Source organism: Acetobacter conturbans (assembly GCF_011516755.1).
Lineage (GTDB): Bacteria > Pseudomonadota > Alphaproteobacteria > Acetobacterales > Acetobacteraceae > Acetobacter > Acetobacter conturbans.
Genome location: NZ_WOSY01000005.1, coordinates 119,492 through 139,606, shown reverse-complemented (window position 1 = coordinate 139,606; position 20,115 = coordinate 119,492). Strand labels below are relative to the sequence as shown.

General features: G+C 59.5%; 18 protein-coding genes. 2 read left to right on the top strand and 16 right to left on the bottom strand.

The genetic code is table 11. The features are described 5' to 3' along the window. The first annotated feature begins 178 nt into the window (after window positions 1–178). Window positions 179–2,260, top strand: coding sequence for a hypothetical protein (locus tag GOB81_RS06945; RefSeq protein WP_173569651.1), 2,082 nt, complete (start codon window positions 179–181; stop codon window positions 2,258–2,260). Window positions 2,261–2,312: 52 nt separating this feature from the next. Here GOB81_RS06945 and gabT read toward each other — a convergent pair whose 3' ends face one another. The 7 genes from gabT to GOB81_RS06910 form a co-directional block, all read right to left on the bottom strand. After that, window positions 2,313–3,593: a 4-aminobutyrate--2-oxoglutarate transaminase gene (gene gabT / locus GOB81_RS06940; protein WP_173569650.1), complete on the bottom strand. Its 1,281-nt coding sequence runs from the start codon at window positions 3,591–3,593 to the stop codon at window positions 2,313–2,315. A gap of 171 nt (window positions 3,594–3,764) precedes the next feature. Then, window positions 3,765–4,727 (bottom strand): LysR family transcriptional regulator, encoded by a 963-nt coding sequence (locus GOB81_RS06935; RefSeq protein ID WP_173569649.1) that lies wholly within the window; start codon window positions 4,725–4,727, stop codon window positions 3,765–3,767. A gap of 53 nt (window positions 4,728–4,780) precedes the next feature. Further along, window positions 4,781–5,572: an ABC transporter permease gene (locus tag GOB81_RS06930; protein ID WP_173569648.1), complete on the bottom strand. Its 792-nt coding sequence runs from the start codon at window positions 5,570–5,572 to the stop codon at window positions 4,781–4,783. After that, window positions 5,569–6,441 (bottom strand): ABC transporter permease, encoded by an 873-nt coding sequence (locus GOB81_RS06925; protein WP_242010107.1) that lies wholly within the window; start codon window positions 6,439–6,441, stop codon window positions 5,569–5,571. Before GOB81_RS06925 ends, GOB81_RS06930 begins: the two co-directional genes overlap by 4 nt. Further along, the gene (locus GOB81_RS06920) at window positions 6,420–7,550 is read right to left on the bottom strand and encodes an ABC transporter substrate-binding protein (protein ID WP_173569647.1); all 1,131 of its coding nucleotides are present in this window, start codon (window positions 7,548–7,550) and stop codon (window positions 6,420–6,422) included. The genes GOB81_RS06925 and GOB81_RS06920 overlap by 22 nt, the downstream gene beginning before the upstream one ends. Before the next feature lie 43 nt (window positions 7,551–7,593). After that, entirely contained in the window at window positions 7,594–8,610 is a 1,017-nt protein-coding gene (locus GOB81_RS06915; protein WP_173569646.1) for an ABC transporter ATP-binding protein, read from the bottom strand. An 8-nt stretch (window positions 8,611–8,618) separates the two neighbouring features. Next, the gene (locus GOB81_RS06910; RefSeq protein ID WP_173569645.1) at window positions 8,619–10,046 is read right to left on the bottom strand and encodes a gamma-aminobutyraldehyde dehydrogenase; all 1,428 of its coding nucleotides are present in this window, start codon (window positions 10,044–10,046) and stop codon (window positions 8,619–8,621) included. Window positions 10,047–10,451: 405 nt separating this feature from the next. Here GOB81_RS06910 and GOB81_RS06905 point away from each other — a divergent pair, with 405 nt between their 5' ends. After that, window positions 10,452–11,327: an EamA family transporter gene (locus tag GOB81_RS06905; RefSeq protein ID WP_173569644.1), complete on the top strand. Its 876-nt coding sequence runs from the start codon at window positions 10,452–10,454 to the stop codon at window positions 11,325–11,327. A 6-nt stretch (window positions 11,328–11,333) separates the two neighbouring features. Here the strand turns inward: GOB81_RS06905 and GOB81_RS06900 are convergent, their stop codons facing one another. The 9 genes from GOB81_RS06900 to GOB81_RS06860 form a co-directional block, all read right to left on the bottom strand. Continuing rightward, entirely contained in the window at window positions 11,334–12,089 is a 756-nt protein-coding gene (locus GOB81_RS06900; protein WP_173569774.1) for an energy transducer TonB, read from the bottom strand. 86 nt (window positions 12,090–12,175) lie between these two features. Further along, entirely contained in the window at window positions 12,176–12,607 is a 432-nt protein-coding gene (gene exbD, locus GOB81_RS06895; RefSeq protein ID WP_173569643.1) for a TonB system transport protein ExbD, read from the bottom strand. A 6-nt stretch (window positions 12,608–12,613) separates the two neighbouring features. Beyond that, window positions 12,614–13,333 carry a tonB-system energizer ExbB gene (gene exbB / locus GOB81_RS06890; protein WP_173569642.1) on the bottom strand — a complete coding sequence of 240 codons (720 nt, stop codon included), beginning with the start codon at window positions 13,331–13,333 and terminating at the stop codon, window positions 12,614–12,616. 58 nt (window positions 13,334–13,391) lie between these two features. After that, window positions 13,392–14,051 carry a tetratricopeptide repeat protein gene (locus GOB81_RS06885; RefSeq protein WP_173569641.1) on the bottom strand — a complete coding sequence of 220 codons (660 nt, stop codon included), beginning with the start codon at window positions 14,049–14,051 and terminating at the stop codon, window positions 13,392–13,394. Between the two features lie 10 nt (window positions 14,052–14,061). Further along, window positions 14,062–16,341: a TonB-dependent receptor gene (locus GOB81_RS06880; RefSeq protein WP_173569640.1), complete on the bottom strand. Its 2,280-nt coding sequence runs from the start codon at window positions 16,339–16,341 to the stop codon at window positions 14,062–14,064. A gap of 175 nt (window positions 16,342–16,516) precedes the next feature. Next, window positions 16,517–17,200 (bottom strand): Fe2+-dependent dioxygenase, encoded by a 684-nt coding sequence (locus tag GOB81_RS06875; RefSeq protein ID WP_173569639.1) that lies wholly within the window; start codon window positions 17,198–17,200, stop codon window positions 16,517–16,519. A 138-nt stretch (window positions 17,201–17,338) separates the two neighbouring features. Continuing rightward, a complete protein-coding gene (locus GOB81_RS06870) occupies window positions 17,339–18,226 on the bottom strand; it encodes a TIGR01459 family HAD-type hydrolase (protein WP_338421329.1) in 888 nt (295 codons plus the stop codon). Beyond that, window positions 18,223–19,296 carry a quinone-dependent dihydroorotate dehydrogenase gene (locus GOB81_RS06865; RefSeq protein ID WP_173569638.1) on the bottom strand — a complete coding sequence of 358 codons (1,074 nt, stop codon included), beginning with the start codon at window positions 19,294–19,296 and terminating at the stop codon, window positions 18,223–18,225. The genes GOB81_RS06870 and GOB81_RS06865 overlap by 4 nt, the downstream gene beginning before the upstream one ends. Window positions 19,297–19,492: 196 nt before the next feature. Beyond that, window positions 19,493–20,059, bottom strand: coding sequence for a TetR/AcrR family transcriptional regulator (locus GOB81_RS06860; protein ID WP_338421328.1), 567 nt, complete (start codon window positions 20,057–20,059; stop codon window positions 19,493–19,495). Window positions 20,060–20,115 lie beyond the last annotated feature (56 nt).

The window sequence follows — 20,115 nt, the reverse complement described above, 5'->3', positions numbered from 1 at the left end:
ATGACTGTGAGCGGCAGATGTTATAAATATCGGGAAATATAAACATTACCTGCAAAGTCAGTATTTAGAAAAATATCTACCTTTATTTCAAATCATTATATTTCCTTAGCCAGAATGCTTCGGCTGCGTGCTGCATTCGAAGCAGAATTTGAACGATCACCATTAAAGAACGACATATATGACTGATTCTTCCACGGCCACATCTGCCTCCATGCCAGCCTATACGCTGACAGGCCCCGTTTCCCTCTCCGTCGGCTCCAAAGCGACCTACACCATCGCGCCTGCTTCGGACACGATCCTTACCGCAGCGCTCACCATCACACCCACCAGCACGCTGGCCGGCACTTTCACGCCCGCGTCCGTAACGCTTGCGGCTGGCGCCACGACTGCGGTTACCTTCATTTTCGTTCCGTCCGTTGCGGGATCAGGAACGATCAGCACCACAAACTCGGCCAGCCTTACCGATCCGGCGTCCCTGTCAGTCGTCGCCATCGCTATTCCGACGACATTCACCACTTATACCATCGCCGGCTCGACCACTCTTATCGCCGGCGTCCCCGCGACTTACACCCTCACCCCGGGATCCGGCACGGCCCTTTCCACGGATGTCACCCTGACACCAGCCTGCACGCTTGGGGGGACATTCTCCCCTGCCAGCGTCACCATTCCGGCAGGCAGTACAACCGCCGTGACATTCACCTTCACAGTGAGTGGGGGCGGGGTCGGCACTCTCAGCATAAGCAGCGGTGGTGCGCTGACGAATCCCGCCGATCTGTTCATCACAGCCTCTGCATCCGAAAATCCTTTTTCAGAATATGCCCTGACCGGACCACGATCCCTGATCGCCGGAACGGCCGCGACCTACACCCTCACACCGGGAACAGGCGCGGGCAACAGCAGCGCCATCACCGTCACACCGTCCTGCACACTTTCGGGAACGTTCTTCCCCCAGACAAGCACGTTTCCCGCAGGATCGACGCAGCCTCTGACGTTCACCTTCACCCCGGCCCTCACCGGCACAGGGACACTCAGCGTCGTCAATACCGGCACGCTCACCAATCCACCCAGCTTCACGATCACCGCGCTGACGGTGACAACACCCTATACTCTTGCTGTGGATTCCGCGGCCTTTCTCTTCTCGCCCGGCAACTGGTCCGGTGATGAAGGGCGTGACGGCTCGGCGTGGCGCAGCACATGGAATGTGGGGGCCTGGTTTCAGGTTGCCTGGCTGGCATCCAGCACGCCGACGGCCACCCTCCATCTTGGACCCGAAAATACGGGTGCCTACATCACGTATTTTCTTAACAATGTTGTCACCAGCACTCTTTCCGCCCAGACTGACCTGACCCTGTCCGACATCGTGCCGGGCCAGATCAACACGCTCGAAGTGTTCCTGACCAGAACCCCGACCACCAGTCGCTGGAACAAGGGGACGAACTGTCTCACCGTCAGCGGCATGACGGTGGATGCCGCTTCCTCCGCCGGATACGTCGTCACAGCGCGTCCATGGGGCAAACTCGTCGGCGACGACACGACGGAAGGCACAATGGCCGATAATGGCACGGACAATGTGCTGTCGTCCTATTCCTATCTTCTTCTTCGGGCGATGGAGGTGGCTGGATATGCCACTGGCGTCTCCGCCTGCGCCGGGTCGGGCTACATTACCCCCGGCGACACCACGCAGGATGTGCCGGCCTTCTATTCGGTCAGCGGTTCAAGCAATGGTGCGGGCGGTCTCTATGACGACACGAAGAGCCGGTGGAATCTCATCGATTCCGGCATTTCGGCCCTCGATAGCGACAGCATGCTCAGTGCGTATGGTGACGGGAGCACGCAACCAGCTTGGATTGCCTTCAATCTCCTCGCACAGGATGCCCTCGCTTACGCCAGTCAGTCCGACGCACAGGCCGCCATGACGCAGAGCCTTCTCGCCCACCGGGAAGCGGCACCCGATGCGTGGCTTTTCGCCGTCATGCCCTTCGGTTTCCACTATGCCACGACCTACAGCGCGACATGGCCCCAGATCTTCAACAATGCCGTGTCAGCCTATAAATCCGCCAACCCTGACGATGACCAGTTCGTTGTCATCGATGTCGGCACACGCCTGTCCGTTTTGCTGGAATCCAATCGCGGCTGGTACACTTCGACAGACGGACACCAGCTACTGGAACCGGGCCATGCGATCTTCGCCGCCACTGTGGCAACTCTCATGCTGGGCAGCATGACCACGCAGACCACCCGCACCTACCTGTATTATTGAATAAAAAGGGCTCCCTTTTACAGGAACCCCTTTACCCAAGAGTGCGTCAGATTCAGGCTCTGAGCGCCTGCTCCAGCAGGTCCAGACCCTCGTTCAGCACTTCATCGCTGATCGTCAGCGGCGGCAACAGACGCACCGTCTCGCCGAACACGCCACAGGACAGAACGATCACACCCGCATCCGCAGCCATGGCGCAAACGCGACCGGCAGCCCCAGCCTCGATATCCTCTGAACCCCGGGCCTTCAGAATGTCGAAACCGACCATTGCGCCCAGACCATGCGGCTTGCCCACCGAAATCAGATCGCTGCGCGTTGTCCAGCCTTCGATGCGCTTGCTGATCGTGGCCCCGATATGCTGGGCGCGTTCACACAGCTTTTCGGATTCGATGACATCCAGAACAGCAAGACCGGCGGCGCAGGCCATCGGCGTTCCACCATAGGTGCCCCCAAGACCGCCCGGCCGCACTGCGTCCATGATGTCCGCACGCCCGACCACACCAGACAGCGGGAAACCACCGCCAAGGGCCTTCGCCACAGAGACCAGATCCGGCTTCACGCCCGAATGGTGAATGCCGAACAGCTTGCCCGTGCGCGCAAATCCCGTCTGTACCTCATCGGCGATCAGCAGAATGCCGTGCCTCGTGCACCGCTCCCGCAGACCTTCAAGCAGCTCCTTCGGTGCAACGCGGAAGCCGCCTTCACCCTGAATGGGCTCGATGATGATGGCGGCCACACGTGACGGATCGACATCGGCGGCGAACATGAGGTCGATCGCACGGAGACTGTCGGCCACAGACACGCCACGCGCCGGGAACGGGGCATGGAAGATGTCGCCCGGCATTGTGCCAAACTGCGTCTTGTAGGGATTGGTCTTGCCGGTCATGGCAGAGGCCAGCAGCGTGCGGCCATGGAAACCGCCCGTAAAGGCGATCACGCCGGAACGGCCCGTGGCGGCGCGGGCGATCTTCACCGCGTTCTCGGTCGCTTCCGCGCCGGTGGTGAAGAAGATGCTCTTCGCCGGACCATCGAAAGGCGCGAGGGCGTTCAGACGCTCGGCGAGAGCAACATAGTTCTCATAGGGCGCGACCTGAAAGCTGGTGTGGCTGAAGCGACCCAACTGCTCCTGCACGGCCTCGATGATGCGCGGGTGACGATGCCCGACATTCACCACCGCAATACCGGCGGCAAAATCGACATAGCGGCGTCCTTCGACATCCCACATCTCGGCACCCAGTGCGCGATCCGCATAAATCGCTGTTGCCGACCCAACGCCAACGGGAACCGCTGCCGCACGACGTGCAGCCAGATCCTTGTTGCTCTTGCCTGTATTCACGTTCTTATTCCCATCTCAAAACTGTTCAGTCCGCTCCACCGCCTGATGACAGGGAAGGACTTCGGCGGAAACTGCACCCCGTCACAGATGAAGTGCCTTTCACAGCTTGCCAGCCCCATACGCTTTTCTGTCACGTCTATCCAGATGTCGATATAAACAGCACGTTCTCCTTCAGGAAGAACCTGCCCCCATATCAACTTTCCCCAAAATGGCCGTTGCTTCCCCGCCCCCGGACGAACGGCTGGTTCTCTGCAAAGCCATGTCCATGAAATACTGCGCGGGGACGCCAAGCGAGAGCCCGCGCCGCCACATGACCAGAAGATCCGCCATCGGCAATTCCTCGTGCACCGGTCGGCATTCGATCTTTTCCCCCTCCAGAGACCACGGCCGATAAATGAGCTGTGGCAACAGCGCGATTCCATGCCCTCCGCCGACGAGGCTACGCACGGCTTCTATGGACGTGGAACGAAAACAGATGGGTGGCTGAAAGGAAAACCGCTCCCATACCGCGCCCATCCGGCTTTCCAGAACATCCGTGGCCAAAGCAATATAAGGCTCCGATCCGAGCTGTTTCAGGCTGACCTGTTTCTCTGCCGTCAGCGGGTGGCCATGAGACAGCCAGACATAATGCGGCGACACCCCCATCACCCGCACGCCACAGGCGCTCGGCACCGTATCGCCAAGCCGCAGCATGATCGCCAGATCGAGTTCGCCGCCGATCAGCATGTGGTCCAGATACTCGGCCTGATCTTCAACCAGCGTGATCTCGACACGCGGAAAAGCCCGCCGGAAACGGGTGAGCAGATCGGGCAGCACATAGCCCGCCACCACGGGCGTAACGCCCAGCACCAGCGTACCGACGAGGGCGTCTTCATCCTCGTCCTTCATCCGCTGCGCATCCGCGACATCATCGAGAATCCGTTGTACACGCAGAAGAAACTGCTGCCCACGTCGTGTCAGGATGATGCCCCGCGCATGACGTTCGAAAAGCCGGAAGCCCATTTCGGCCTCCAGATCACGCATCGCTTCCGTAACGGTGGACTGGGACACAAGCAGCACCATCGCCGCGCCGGAAATCGACCCGACTTCCGCGACGGACGTGAAATAACGGAGCTGACGCAGGGTAAGGGCCATGATGCGTGCTGTTCTCCTGCCTTTTCCGGAAACAGTTACGAAGTCAGCCTCCGTTACCGCTCCCGCGATACGGAGGCCGCCAGTTTCTGGCCCAGAATGATGGGCAGCAGAGTCACGGCCACCACCACGAACACCACGACATTCACTTCCGGCATATGCTGACCCAGCCGGATAGCGCCAAAAATCCACAATGGAAGCGTCGTCTCGCTCCCTGCCGTAAAGGTTGAAACGATTACCTCATCAAAGGAAAGCGCGAAAGCCAGCAGCATGCCGGAGACGATGGCACCCCCAAGAAGCGGCAGGGTGATGCTGGTGAAACTACGCAACGGCGTAGCGCCCATATCCTGCGCCGCTTCGGTCAGGGAGGGAGGGAGGCGACGAAGCCGCGCCATGACATTGCTGTAGATGATGACCGTGCAGAACGTTGTATGCGCAATCACCAGAGTCACCATCGTGAAGGGAATCTCCAGAGCGGTGAAAAAGCTGTTCATCGCAATGCCGGTCAGCACACCGGGCAGCGCGATGGGCAGCGTCAGGAAAAAGGCTCCGACCTGCACAGCGCGCGACGAGAGACCGTTCATGCCGACCGCTGCCAGAGTGCCCAGCACGGATGCCAACAGCGTCGCCAGCCCCGCGACCTCCAGCGAGACGAGGAGCGCACCCCGCACTTCCTCATCGGCCCAGGTGGCGGCAAACCATTTCAGCGAAAAGGAGTGGATGGGCCAGATCTGCACGGATGAGGCATCGAACGCGAACACCAGCACGATCAACAGTGGCAGAAGGAGGAACGCCAGCACTGCCGAGGCGGCACCCCAAAGCGCGAGATTACGCATCGAACCGTTCATGCTCCGTCAAACGCTCCGAACCGGCGAGCGACCAGCATGTAGGCACCGATCACCACGAGAAGAATCATGGAAAATGCCGCTGCAAAGGGGATGTTTCCCGAAACACCGACATTCGAATACACCACGTTGCCGATGAACTCGGAGCCCGCGCCGCCCACCAGCATCGGCGTCACATACTCGCCCAGCGTCACGGCGAAGGTGAAGACAGAACCTGCCGCCATACCGGGAATGGCCAGTGGGAAGATCACCGTGCGGAACGTCTGAAATGGCGTCGCGCCCATGTCGCCAGCCGCATCCAGAAGAGACGCCGGAATACGTTCTATGGCGGAAATCAGGGGCATCAGCATGAAAGGCAGCCACAGATAGGTAAACACGATCCACAGCGCGACATTGGTGAAAGCGAATGACTGTTCCGGCAATCCCGCCGAGCGGAGGAACCAGTTGAGCACGCCGTCATGACCGAGAATCAGCCGCCATGCATAAATGCGGGCCAGCATGCTCGACCAGAGCGGTAGTGCCACCAGTACGAGCAGGAACAGTTTCATGCGCGGGCCGACCTTGCGGGCAATGACATACGCCAACGGCCACGCAAGGATGATGTCCGTCACCGTGACCAGCGCTGCGATCCCGATCGTCCGTTCCGCGATGATGCGATACGTTTCATCCGTGACAAGAACACGGAAATTGTCCAGCGTCCACTCGTGGATCATCTCGCCGGACATTGAGTCCACCTGCCAGAAGGCCGAAAGCAGCAGGATAAACAGGCTCCCGAGATAGAAGACCGTCAGCCACCCGAAAGGCGGCAACAGCAGAGCCACATGCCCCAGAAGCTTCCGGCCACCCGTCATTACTGCTTGACCTGCTGCCATGCGCGCTGCCAGGCGGAATAATCGAGGCAGTTGTTCTGGCCATTACCGCACTGCTTGACGGGTGTTTTCCAGAATTTGATTGTCGAAAAATAAGCTGCCGAAGCATCCGCGTGATACTGCTTGCACGATCCGGGCTGCGTCGCATCCATCTCGGCACAAGCCTTGGTGTTTGCCGGTGTTTCACCAAAGGAGAGCGCCTGCTGGGCCTGCACCTTCGGCGTCATCACATGGTTGATCCACATATAGGCGCAGTTGGGATGCGCGGCATGTGTGCTGATCATCCATGTATCAGCCCAGCCGGTCGCCCCTTCAGAAGGAATGGTGTCCTGCACGGGAACACCTGCCGCACGCAGTGTGTTGGCCTGATAGGGCCATGCCGCACCGACCTGCGCATCGCCACTCTTGAACAGATCGACCTCGTCGGAAGCCAGCGCCCAGTATTTCTTCACCAGTGGCCGCTGTTCCTTCAGAAGCGCTACGACAGCGTCCATCTGCGGCTGAGTCAGTTCATACGGATCGGAAATGCCAAGTTCAGGTTTGGTATGAGACAGATATAGCGCCGCGTCCGCGATCTGGATCGGATTGTCCGGCACCGTGATGACACCGGCATGGGCCTTGTCGTAGATCACCGACCAGCTTGTCGGCGCATCCTTGATCGCCTTCGTGTTCCACATGAGAACATTCGGCCCCCACTCATAGGACACGCCATAATGCACGCCCTTCACGGTGTTGAAGGAAGGCTCCTGCAATTCCGGCATGATATCGGCATAGGCCGGGATCAGACTGATATTCACGGGCTGCACATTCTTGCCGAAGATCATCCGAAGCGCAGCATCGCCAGAAGCCGAGACCACGTCAAAACCTTTGCCGCCACCCATGCGGGTCAGGGCCACCATTTCGTCGGATGAACCGACATATTTGCGATGAACCTTGCAACCGGTCTGCTGCTCGAACGGCTTGACCCACGCATCGTCGGCATAACCTTCCCATGCCACGACGCTGAGATCGCCTTCGCCTTTACCGATGGATGCAGGCAGATCTGCCGCGCGGGCCTGCGTCACCAGCGCGGTGCAACAGGTTGCCAGAAACAGTGCACTGAAACCCTTCATGGTCCTCATCCTTCCGAAACGATACAACAAACCGGAAACACCCTTAGCGTGGCAGGGGGTAAACGGAACTGGACGACCAGACGGCCGAGACGGCCATCCCTTCCCCGATCCCGCGCACGCCGCGTGACGGCACCACCACCGTCAGGGTGTGTTCCGTCTCCGGACCCCCTACGACGCAGCGGGTGACCGGACCGAGATAGGAAACCTCCTGAATGAAGCCGGGGAAAACCTGCTCTTCGGCGGCAGGCACGTATCCTTCCGCTTCCAGCCGCACATCTTCCGGACGCAACAGGATGTCACCGTCACCATCCGGAAAGATATTAGACGATCCGATGAAGCGGGCGACGAAGGCGCTGGCCGGGTGTTCGTAGAGTGCCTGTGGCGTACCGACCTGCTCGATGACCCCTTCCGAGAACACGGCGATCCGGTCGCTCATGCTGAGGGCCTCTTCCTGATCATGCGTGACATAGACAAAGGTTATGCCGGTCTGCTTCTGAATGCGCTTCAGTTCCACCTGCATTTCCCGCCGGAGCTTGAGGTCCAGCGCGCCGAGCGGTTCGTCCAGCAGGATCAGGGACGGTTCGTTGACCAGTGCACGCGCCAGCGCCACCCGCTGCCTCTGGCCACCGGAAAGCTGTGCCGGGCGACGATCCCCGACGGCTTCCAGATGCACCATGGCGAGCGCCTGCTGTGCCCGCTCGTGACGTTCTGCGGCTGAAACGCCCCTGATCTTCATGCCATAGGCGACATTGTCCTGCAGGCTCATGTGCGGAAACAGAGCATAGTCCTGAAACATGGTGTTGACATCACGCCTGTACGGCGGAAGAGGCGTGACTTTTTTTCCATTCAGAAACACTTCACCGGCATCCGGCAGCTCAAAACCACCGATCAGACGCAGCGTGGTGGTCTTGCCCGATCCGGAAGGCCCGAGCAGGGTAAAAAACTCACTCCGCCGGATTTCGAGATCGATCCCTTTCAGAACAGGCTTTCCATGGCCATAGGATTTTGTCAGGCCAGTCAGAAAGACCGCCGGACCGGTCTGGGATGAGGATACCGTCATCGTCTTCGTCAGTTCCATTTCACCATGACATGCCGGGCCACCGTATAATCCTCCACAGCGCCAAGACTCAGATCCTTGCCGTAGCCGGAATGACGGAAACCGCCATGCGGCATTTCGTTGACCAGCATGAAATGGGTGTTGACCCATGTGCAGCCATAGCGAAGCCGTGCCGCTGTTTCCATGCCCCGACTGACGCTGCCCGTCCAGACGGAAGATGCGAGGCCATAGGCGGAACTGTTCACATCCCGGATAACCGCGTCCATGTCGGAACAGCGCGTGACCGACACCACCGGTCCGAAGACCTCCCGCTGCACGATCTCGTCCGTCGGCAGGGCATTGGCAACGACCGTCGGTTCGTAAAAATAACCGCTTCCCTCTCCCATCCGGCCGCCCGTCGTGATTTCGACATGCGGCAGTTCTGCCGCACGTTCGACGAAGGCTGCTACCCGTGAACGCTGGCGTGCCGAAATAAGAGGAGGCATCTCGTTCAGGGCGTCCTCGCTGTTGCCAAAACCAAGCGTAGAAACAGCTGCACTCAGGTCTGCAACCAGACGGTCATAGATTTTTTCATGCGCGTACACCCGGCATGCGGCCGTGCAGTCCTGTCCCGCATTGTAGTAACCAAAGGTGCGGAGACCCTGAACAACCGCTTCGAGATCGGCGTCATCGTAAATGATGACCGGAGCTTTGCCGCCCAGTTCAAGATGCGTGCGCTTAACGGAGCGTGCCGCCGCCGCGATGACTTTCCGGCCCGTGGCGATATCGCCCGTCAGCGACACCATGGCGATATCCGGGTGATCGAGAAGCTGCTGTCCCACGGATGCTCCCCGTCCTAGCACGATATTGACCACGCCGGGAGGAAAGATGTCGGCCAGCAGATGTCCAAGGTGGAGCAGACTGAGTGGCGTGTTCTCGGAAGGCTTGATCACGCTGGTATTGCCGCCAGCAAGGGCCGGGCACAGCTTCCATGCCCCCATCATGAGAGGATAGTTCCACGGCGCGATGCTCGCGACCACGCCGATCGGGTCGCGCCGCAGCATCGACGTATGCCCCGCCAGATATTCCCCTGCCACCGGTCCCTGCAAGGTGCGCGCTGCCGCCGCAAAGAAGCGGAAGCAGTCAGCCACGGCTGGAATCTCGTCTCTCATGACGAGATGATACGGCTTGCCCGTGTTCAGGGACTCGATGCGCGCCAGAGCCTCCGCTTCACGCTCAATCGCGTCCGCCGCTTTCAGGAGACAGGCGGACCGCTCGGCAGGTGTTGTCGCGGCCCATGCCGGAAAAGCGTCCCTCGCGGCGGCGACTGCTGCGTTGACCTGATCGGCAGACGCTTCCGCCAGTTCCATGATCACCTCGCCAGAGGCTGGCGCATGGATGATTTCCCGCTCTCCCGCTCCGTCCATGAAACCCGAACCGATCAGCATCCTGGTGAACATTCTGTGGCTCAATCCTTGATTTCCGCCCGAGAGACCGGGCTGCATGACCCAATGTCGCAACGCTGACATATGTTACGGTATCAAACCAATAGATAATACCAATGCACGAAATCGGAAAAACCGATATCTCGTATCACTTTGTTTTCCCAGTTTTTTCTGACGTGAAACAATTAGGTTGTCTGCAACGCAACCAGCCGCGAGGGTTTACCATCCTCTTTTCACGCATGCCGCTTCCTGCGGGGCGTGACCCACGTCCAGCAGATGACCCATCGACTGTCGCGCCAAAGGTGACGCAGGTTTTATCGGCCGGTACGGCTAATAATCACGGGACGCGGGGGTTTCCGACTTTCCTTCTCGCGCCATTGCAATAGGTTCGTCGCCTATCAGCGACACAAGACAATGGTCATGAATCTGCCGCCTGCATTCCGTTCCGTCCGCTCAGAGCTTATCCCTCTCGCCGCCCTGCTGCTCTCCATGATCTCGATCACGAGCGGCGTGTCCTTTGCCCGGAGCCTGTTTCCGATCATCGGTCCGGCGGCCACGACCACCCTGCGGCTGGCTCTCGCCGCTTTCATGCTGGCGTTGATTATGCGGATCTGGCGCCTCCGCACCGACTGGCGATCTGTCGGGGCCGCCCTTCCCTATGGCATCGCCCTCGGCTGCATGAACATGATGTTCTATTTCGCCATCGAGAGAATTCCCCTCGGCGTCGCAATGGCCGTCGAATTCATCGGTCCGCTCTCACTCGCTGTGTTCTTCTCGCGCAACCGAAGCGACTTTCTGTGGGTCGGCCTCACCGTAATCGGGTTGTTTCTCCTGCTTCCCCTGCGACACGACAGTCATCCGATAGACCCCTACGGTCTTCTGTGGTCGCTCGGCGCCGGGGGGTTCTGGGCGATCTATATCCTGATGGGAAAGCGCGCCGGCGCCGTGTTCGGCTCCTATGCCCCGGCGCTCGGCATGATCATAGGCACGCTGACCGTCCTGCCTTTCGGGCTCACTCATGTCAGCACCGACCTTCTGCGGCCAGCAACCATCTTCGCCGCACTGGCTCTGGCCGCCTTGTCCGGTGCCATCCCCTATTCGCTGGAAATGTATGCGCTCAGGAAAATCCCGACCAAAAGTTTCAGCGTTCTGACCAGCGCGGAACCAGCCGTGGGCGCCATCATGGGCACTCTCATGCTCGACGAGAGTTTGCCGTTCGCCGACTGGCTCGGTATCGCCGCCATTGTCGCGTCCTCGCTCGGCACGACCCTTACCAGCCGGAAAACAGTTCCGTGAACCCGTTTATCCCCCGTTTTCATGCAGATAGAACGCAACCGGCACGGTGAGCGTAAGAGGATCGCCCGGAATGCTGTCGGGCGGCACCGGCAGGGGCTCCGCACGGCGGACCAGGGCCAGCGTTTCCGCATCTAGCGCAACCTGGCCTGAACTTTTCCCGATACTTGCCGACAGGACATGCCCTTTTCTGTCCATCGAGAAATGCAGCATCGTGGTGCCTTCCTGCCGACGAGCCTGCGCTTCGGCGGGATAACGTTTGAAATGCTCCAGACGTGCCAGCAATTCTCCCTGCCATGTCGCTTTCTCATGGGAAGCACGCGCAGACGATGCCCCGGATACGGGTGTCGCTGCCGAAAGTGAAGGTGGTGCGGAAGAAGAAGGAGGAGCCGTAGTTTCAGTCGCGGGAGGCAGCCTGTCCGGCACCGGTTTTTGAGGGGTCGGGAGCGCCTTGATCTTCTTCTTGAGAACTTTGGGCTTTTCCGGTTTGGGAAGCGGCACCGGCGGGTTGGGCGCGGGTGATGGCGGAGCGGCCACTTCCGGCGGTGGCGTCAGGTCGGGAACCGTCTGCGAGACAGTCTGCTGCGGACCAGGGGGAGCATCGGTCGGTGTGGCTGCCGCAGTCGGTTCCGGCGCAAGATCAATGGCGATGGCTGCAGGCGGCGGCTCCTCCAGCTTCACTTCCGGATGAGGCAAAAGCGTGAAACTCCAGACAGTACCACCTGCCATCGCCATCACGGCCAGAAAGGACATGCTCCACCGCATGGCATCGCCACGTCGTTCGCGTTGCAGCCTGCCACGCTGCCAGTCGGAAAAACGCACGGAACCGTCACGTGATGTCGCTGCTCCACTCACGGCTCGCTTCCTTCCTCCTGCCCCTGCAGATTGACGAGCGCGACCTTGAGGTATCCCGCCGCACGCAGTTTATCCATCACGGCCATCAGCGTGCCGTAATCCACAGTCTTGTCGGCCCGCAGGAAGATGCGCTCGTCCTTGTTGCCCTTCGTGGCGGCTTCCAGCACCGAGGCCATCGTCTCCGCCGTAATATCGTCCTCCCCGACCGTCAGACCGTGATCGGCCTTGACGGTAAGAAACACCGGATTATCCGGCCTCGGCGCAGGTTTCTCCGTTGAGGACGGCAGATCCACCGGCACGTTCACCGTGGTGAGGGGCGCAGTGACCATGAAGATGACCAGCAGCACCAGCATCACGTCGATGAAGGGCGTGACGTTGATCTCGTGCGCCTCGTGAGGCGTCTCATCGGCATGACGGATGCGAATCATGTCCCGTCACTCCGCCGCCGCACGCACGCCGAGACGGACGAGTTGTCCGCTGTCCAGCAACTGACTCATACGTCCCAGATCCCGCGAGACCAGCCGCATGACCAGCGCGGCCACATCCGCGACCTGCGCGCGGCATGACATCGTCTGTCGGGAAAGAGCATTGTAGATCACCACGGCGGGAATGGCTGTCACCAGACCGATGGCCGTCGCCAGAAGCGCCTCGGCAATACCCGGCGCGACAACGGCCAGACTGGTGGCCTTCGTGGCGGCAATGCCGGTGAAAGACGTCATGATCCCCCACACCGTGCCGAACAGTCCCACGAACGGCGCGATGGCTCCAATGGTGGCCAGCAGACCGGTGCCGCGCATCAGCCGTCGGCCCTCCTGCGCCTCCAGCCGTTCGAGCATCAGGGCGATGCGTTCCTTGATACCTTCACTGTCATTTTCGATATCGCCGGACGCCTCCTGTTCATCCTGCGCCGCCATCACCATTGAAAGCGCGACGCCGCTGCCTTCCATACCGTCACAGAGGTTCAGTGCGGGGGCATCCTGCAATGCGGTTTTCGCGGCGGCCAGCCTGCGGCGAACAAGTGCGAATTCAAGACTCTTGGCGAAGGCCACCGTCCATGTCAGCACACACCCGATCGCGAGCAGGATCATCACACTGCGGACCACCAGCCCGGCGCCCAGAAACATGTCCCATGGAGAAAAAGGCACACCGGTCATGGAGGACCTCCTGAAAAAAAAAAGAAAACAACGAAATGAATGCCGGGCAGCGTGCTCATCATGACGCTCCGTTTCCGGGTGGTGGGCGCAACAACGTTCGTGCTCTGGCGAGGACAGAAAGAAGCTTCGGGTCTGCGGGCAGTTTTTCCAGCAACGTGATCACAGCCTGAAACACATCGGAAAAACCGAGCGACAGCGCGCGTTCGAACCATGAGGCGGCCTGCCCTGCCTCGCCCTCGGCAAGCCAGAGCCGCCCGACATTCAACGCCCCCCAGCAGTCACCAGCATCGGACGCCGCCAGAAAAAACAGCCGGGCACCTGGAATATCCGGCTCCCCGACGCAGCCATCCTCATGCAGCACACCCAGCATATTCAGGGCCTTCCCAACACCACGCCTCGCGGCTTCGACGTACAGTCCGTAGGCCAGAACAGGGTCTTTCACGACACCTTCCCCCCGAATATAGAGGTCGGCAAGATTGAACACGGCCCAGCCATCGCCGTCTTCCGCCGCCTGCCGGAAACAGGAGGCGGCTGACACAGGATCACGCTTCACCCCCCAGCCCTGTTCGAACGAGCGTCCCACCATGTTCAGCGCTTGCGGTGAACCACTGCGGGCCGCCGCTTCGAACAGGCTGAATGCCCGTTCGCCATCGCCATGATTCAGGCAGATCTGCCCCAGCGCCAGAAGTGCCGAGGTAGATCGCACTGCGTCTGACATGGAACCGCAATCAGAACGTAAGGCCGACATTGCCGATAAAACTCCGCCCCGGAGCGGGGACAACGCGGCTGGACGAGAAGGCAGAAGCGTAGTTCAGGTGATCTGTGAGATTATTGGCATTGAACGAGACCCGGTAATGCCTGACCTCCCACGAAACCATTCCATTCAGCGAAAACGTATAGGGAATACGGGCTGTGTTGGTGATGTCGGGTCCAGCCCAGTAACCGGATGCATACTGAGCACCACCAGCGATCTTCAGCTGTCCCCAGCCAGGATTGAGCACATAATCCTGAAGATCGAAGGAGCTCCATACAGAGAAATTATTGTGCGAAACCTGAGGCGCGTCGTTCCCTTTGGCCGTGGTGCTGTTCGTGACCTTGCCATCCATGTAGGAATAAGTGCCGTATATATTCCAGTTTTTCGTTATTTTCCCGGTCAGGCTGACTTCAACCCCTCGCACCCGGCGTCCGCTTCCCTGATCAGCAAATCCCGAGACCATGTCGCCATTTGCATCATAATAGAACGAGTTGTTTTCATTGATCTGGAAGAACGCCAGCGTCGCACCCAGACGTTTGTGGAAGAAGTCGGCCTTGCTACCGAATTCGAAGAGATCGCTGCGCTGTGGCTTGAAATCTTTTCCGTTAGCCGGAACTTCGCCGGTCGACCCGGAGAGCGTGACCATGGAGGAGACATCCGTTCCCACAGGCTTGTAGGAACGCGAGAAGGTAAAATAGAACGACGCCATCTCAAAAGGTGAGTAAACGAGACTTCCCGATGGACTCCAGCGGTCAGCCGCCTGTGACTGGCGCGTAGCCCCATCCGCGGCGGCATAGCTACTCACGAAATGATCCCATCGCGCCGTGCCGAACAGGTTGAGCTGCTTGGTCAGCTGGATGCGATCTGAAAAGAAAAGACCGACATTCGTGGCATCGACATTTCTGTAACCGGACTTGGGAAACGTGACATACCCGCCGCCACTGGAATGGGTCGGATTACGAATTGTCTGGTTGGCAACGCGATTGTACCACGTGCCATAGTAGCGATTGTCGTCCTCGTAATTTACGTCAACGCCAGCCTTGATTTCGTGTTTTATGCTGCCTGTATGAAAGTGGAAGTTACCCATCAGGATATTTTGCGCACCCCAGCCTTTCTGGTCATAGGCTGCACCACCGCCGGCACCATAGCTGAGAGCAGGATTACCGCCTGACATGAATTGCGAAACACAGGCTGCCGTGGAGCATGCATTCGGGGTCGTGGCGGTGTATTCACGCTCATATTTGGTAAGACGCGTGTCATTTGTCAGTGTAAACCACGGCGTGATTTCAGACTTCAGCTGAGACGTCAGATTATGAATATCCGAGTTGTCACGGTCAAAGGAACGGACGTAGCTGGTGTTACGATTCAGGCCGTGGCTGGTGATCGGACGATAAATACCGTCCGCCATTTTCAGCATCGGCACCCCGTAGTCCGGGACATTGTCACTGTGCATCCACTGCCAGTTCAGATGCCAGGACGTCTTGCTCCGCAGACCGACCCCAAGATCGACTGCCGTGCCATAACGGTTGGACTCGACCAGTTCACGACCGGCGACGCCAGAGCGGTTATACAGGCCGTTGATCCGGAGTGCGATATCGTCATTGATCTGATAGTTGACGTCGGCATTGCCACGATAGAGGGATGCACTTCCAAAAGCCTGATCGTAGCTATACGAATCTCCAGCATGCGCGTGCTTCAGTGACTGGTTTATGATGCCGCCGACATTCCCTGCGCCAAAATATTCGCCTGAAGGTCCCTTGATGACCTGTACACTTTCAATATTGAACATGTCGCGCGTATAGGTGCCGAAGTCTTTCAGACCGTCAGTATACATATCGCCGCGTGCCTGAAGACCGCGAATACGGAACTGATCGCCATTCAGGCCGCCATTGCCCTCACCTGTCGATAGGGTGATCCCCGGAACATTCGCCAGCGCCTGATCCAGAGTATAGGCACGCTGTTCCTTGATGATTTCCTGAGGAATGACCGTAATGCTCTGCGGCGTCTCCCGCACGGACGCCGGCATGCGGGCGATACCGAGGATCGTGCTGTTCGTATTGCCTGCCGCGACGCCCTCGTCCTGCTTTCCCTGCACTTTCAGGGTTGGCAACGCAATGGACGTATCGGTTTCCGTTGAGGAAGTCTGGGCTTCCTGCGCATGAGCCTCCCCGCCGCTCAAACCGGCGGACATACCGAATGCAACAGCAAGACCAACCTTCGGATTTCGGGAAACAGACCGCACTGACTGACTCATTTACGTACTCCTGACGCAGGACCAAGACACCCCATGCGCTTCAAACTGTTACTGAAATGGCACGGCTCCATTAGCTGCAATCGAGAATGAGTCGCAATAAAAAAGTGACGTTTTTTATGACAAAGGATGTTTGATTCAAACCAAATCATATCAACACCAGTATATTGCCTATTTTTCAGAGTTCGGCCCATTCCCGCACAAGGTTATGGTAGGTTGCAGTCAGACCGAGGACCGCAGGATGATCATCGGAAAGGTTTTTGCGTACTTCGATGATGGAACAGTCAAAATTGTAAAGGAGCGTTCTTTTTGCGTCCTCCCGGACCATCGACTGCGTCCAGAAAAAAGAGGCCCAGCGACTTCCACGCGTGACCGGCGCGACATGATGCAGACTGGTCGCCGGGTAGAGCACAAGGTCTCCGGCTGGCAGCTTCACACTGTGGCTGCCATAGGTGTCCTCAATGATGAGTTCACCCCCGTCATATTCTTCCGGATCGCTGAGAAAGAGCGTCGATGAAACATCCGTACGAATACGGAAATTCGTTTCCGGCAGGGGACGGATGGCATTGTCCACATGCGAACGGAACTGCATTCCGGCGTCATAGCGATTGAACAGGGGAGGAAAAACGCGCAACGGCAGGGCAACTGTCGTAAACAATGCGCTTTGTCCCAGAGCCCTGAGAATGACGTCGCCAAGTTCAAGCGCAACCTCTGACTTCTGGGGAATCTGAAGGTTGTGTTTCGCCTTGGCCGACTGGTCTCCAGCCGTGACCTTTCCGTCCACCCATTCTGATTCTTCAAGAGTTTTACGACAATAAGCTAAATCTTCGGCAGTCAGGACGTTGGGGATATGCACCAGCATGGAAAACACTCTCGGCGTCTAAGAGGTGAGTGAGATCCCGCGCTATATATGAAAGTAAGATTTATTCGCAATTACAATCTGACAAGAACCAGAGGTTAGCGCGCAGGAGGCGGAAACAGTCCGCCCCCTGTGCACCTGTCACCAGACGAAGGCCGGAACGCTCGCCACCGGAGCCAGTCCCGCTCCATCCGCTTCTTCCTGCGCCAGCGCCGGATCGTCACCCAATGCCTCGCCGTGAATACCGGCCAGTACCCACAGCGCGTCGATGCTGACGTTCGCCGCGCCGCGTATGTCGGTCGCCAGTGCGTCACCAACGGCGATGATCCTGTCCTTCGACACATCCAGCATCGCGAAGACCGGCTCATAAACGGGAGGGAAAGGCTTGCCGATCCAGTGTACGACGCCGCCTTTCTCCTCGTAAGCCTTTGCCAGCAGGCCCGCGCAGATCAGCCGCACGCCATCGCGGATCACTTCCATGTCCGGGTTGGCGCAGATCATCGGGAGATCGCGCACGGCGCAGGCCGCGAGCGGCTCCAGATAGGGCTCCAGCTCCGTCTGCCCGCGACGCTCATCGGGTCCTGTGTTCAGCACGAACGTCGCGTCCGCCGGATTACTCACACGCTCGACGCCCAGCCCCTCGAACAGCGCCAGATCATGCTGGCCGCCAATATGGAACACCCGCTTTCCGAGCGTTTCCACCCACGGCCACACGCTGGCGACGGACGGATCGGCACAACCCGCCAGCACGCGCCATGTCACCTCGCCGCTGGTGATGACACCGTCATACAGCGCGGACTCCACACCCATCGCGTCGAGCTGTCCGCGGATCACCGATGCCGGACGGGGTGCATTGGACAGCAGGACGATCCGTTTACCGGCGTCTTTCAGAGCCCGCAGACACTCCACCGCGCCGGGAAAAGGCCGCACGCCATTGTGTACCGTCCCCCACAGATCGATGATGAAACCATCATAACGATCCGCCAGCGGCGCAACGCCCCTGAGAACCTCGATCCGCCGCGTGCTCACAGGTCAGCTCCCTTCAGGTCAACAATCGATTCAACACCCTGTTCCCGCAGGATGGTCAGCACCTCGCGCTTCAGTCGCGCGATCAGCGCCGGGCCTTCGTACACGAAAGACGTATAGACCTGCACCAGATCGGCACCGGCGCGCATGCGCGCGACAACATCCGCTCCCGTCTCGATGCCGCCACAGCCGATGAGAACGAGGCGACCGTTCACCAGACGCGCCACCTCGCGCAGCATCTCCAGCGAACGCTGCTTCAGTGGCCGCCCGGACAGCCCCCCGGCCTCTCCCGCGAAAGAGCTTCGCAGGCTGGTCGGGCGCGCGAGCGTCGTGTTGCTGACGATCAGACCCTGCGCTCCTCCGGCCACAGCCGCCTCGACGATCGGTCCGATCTCCTCTGCTGCAAGATCGGGCGCCAGCTTGATGAGCAGGGGTGGCCGCTCCTCATGCGCCGCCGCGATGGCAGCCAGGAGCCCGGACAGGCGTTCCGCGCCCTGAAGCGAACGCAGTCCCGGCGTGTTCGGGGACGAAAGATTGAGCACGATGTAATCGGCATAATGCTTCACGCGCCGGATCAGGTCCGGATAGTCCTTTTCCGGGTCCGCGCCGACCTTGTTGATGCCGAGATTGGCTCCGAAAGGAACTCCGGGATGAAAGCCTTTCCCCCGGTGCAGCCGCGCAAGGCGGATGGCGAACCGGTCGATTCCGTCATTATTGAACCCCATCCGGTTGATGATCGCCCGGTCCTCATCCAGTCGGAACAGGCGTGGTTTCGGGTTACCTGCCTGCGGACGGGGCGTGACCGTGCCCGCTTCCACAAAACCGAACCCGAGCCGTGCCAGCGGACGGATCACCCTGCCGTTCTTGTCAAAACCGGCCGCCATGCCGATTGGGTTGGGAAAGCGCATGCCCAGTGTCCGGACGGCCAGCGCCGGATCATCCTTGGGGCGGCTGGCGGGCACACTCACGCCGAGCGCCAGGGCGTCGATGGCCAGCGTATGGGCCCGCTCGGGGTCGAGTTTACGAACGAGGGGAAGCAGAGGCGAAATCAGGGTGTCGGTCAGGTCTTTCATGGCGCGGATGCTGCCCGAATGGCGCTGTTCTGAAAAGGGTGAGGCGGCAGGAAGCGTGACAGAAGGGCGCGCCCGGGCGGTTGCGCCGGGCTTTCGACCCCGCGGCCGAAAGCACGATGACTCGCCTTCCAGCAGTGACGTTCCCGCACATCGGGTACCCGTCGCGGGTCAGCCTATCCCGCCCCTCGGAAAACCTTCAGTGGCGAAAAATAGCCGTGATCTGGGCTGCGATCTCGGTCCGGTTCAGGCGGCCGTCCCGGTACCAACTGTCCGCCGTATTCAGAATCTTCAGCAACAGAATACGGTAGATACTCCGGTCCATCCCGACCGGCAGGGGCAGACCGTCCACGATCTGGCGGAAGATGACCTCGTATTCGTCACGCTTGCGCACCAGCGCCTGCCGCACCTCGTCAGGAACGGCCCGCAGGTTGTTCATGATCGGCAAGGTCAGGGAATCCGGATTGAGCTGCAGGTCGAGCATCTCGTTGCTCGCGGCCTCCAGCCGTTTCCATGGATCGGAAAACGGCTCCATGGCCTTGCGGACCCGCTGCGCCGCCGCGTCGATCGCCTTGTCGTGAATTTCGACGAACAGGGCTTCCTTGGAACTGATGTGATAGTAGAGAGAGCCCGGCAGCATCCCGACACGCTCGGCGATGTCACGGATCGAAGTGCCCTTGTAGCCACGCTCCGCAAAAAGCTGCGCCGCTATTTCGAGAATTTCGCCTCGTCTGTCAGAAGACTGAGTCTCGGTGTTTCTATGCACTGTATCCGACCCGCTTTCCATGAGACGTCGCAACACGCAGTACTACAGGAGACTAG

Bases quoted from the DNA above. Each gene is read 5' to 3' on its own strand.
- GOB81_RS06945 (WP_173569651.1), top strand. From the start codon at position 179: ATGACTGATTCTTCCACGGCCACATCTGCCTCCATGCCAGCCTATACG.
- GOB81_RS06935 (WP_173569649.1), bottom strand. From the start codon at position 4,727: ATGGCCCTTACCCTGCGTCAGCTCCGTTATTTCACGTCCGTCGCGGAA.
- GOB81_RS06930 (WP_173569648.1), bottom strand. From the start codon at position 5,572: ATGAACGGTTCGATGCGTAATCTCGCGCTTTGGGGTGCCGCCTCGGCA.
- GOB81_RS06925 (WP_242010107.1), bottom strand. From the start codon at position 6,441: ATGGCAGCAGGTCAAGCAGTAATGACGGGTGGCCGGAAGCTTCTGGGG.
- GOB81_RS06920 (WP_173569647.1), bottom strand. From the start codon at position 7,550: ATGAAGGGTTTCAGTGCACTGTTTCTGGCAACCTGTTGCACCGCGCTG.
- GOB81_RS06915 (WP_173569646.1), bottom strand. From the start codon at position 8,610: ATGACGGTATCCTCATCCCAGACCGGTCCGGCGGTCTTTCTGACTGGC.
- GOB81_RS06910 (WP_173569645.1), bottom strand. From the start codon at position 10,046: ATGTTCACCAGGATGCTGATCGGTTCGGGTTTCATGGACGGAGCGGGA.
- GOB81_RS06905 (WP_173569644.1), top strand. From the start codon at position 10,452: ATGAATCTGCCGCCTGCATTCCGTTCCGTCCGCTCAGAGCTTATCCCT.
- GOB81_RS06900 (WP_173569774.1), bottom strand. From the start codon at position 12,089: ATGCGGTGGAGCATGTCCTTTCTGGCCGTGATGGCGATGGCAGGTGGT.
- exbD (WP_173569643.1), bottom strand. From the start codon at position 12,607: ATGATTCGCATCCGTCATGCCGATGAGACGCCTCACGAGGCGCACGAG.
- exbB (WP_173569642.1), bottom strand. From the start codon at position 13,333: ATGACCGGTGTGCCTTTTTCTCCATGGGACATGTTTCTGGGCGCCGGG.
- GOB81_RS06885 (WP_173569641.1), bottom strand. From the start codon at position 14,051: ATGTCAGACGCAGTGCGATCTACCTCGGCACTTCTGGCGCTGGGGCAG.
- GOB81_RS06880 (WP_173569640.1), bottom strand. From the start codon at position 16,341: ATGAGTCAGTCAGTGCGGTCTGTTTCCCGAAATCCGAAGGTTGGTCTT.
- GOB81_RS06875 (WP_173569639.1), bottom strand. From the start codon at position 17,200: ATGCTGGTGCATATCCCCAACGTCCTGACTGCCGAAGATTTAGCTTAT.
- GOB81_RS06865 (WP_173569638.1), bottom strand. From the start codon at position 19,296: ATGAAAGACCTGACCGACACCCTGATTTCGCCTCTGCTTCCCCTCGTT.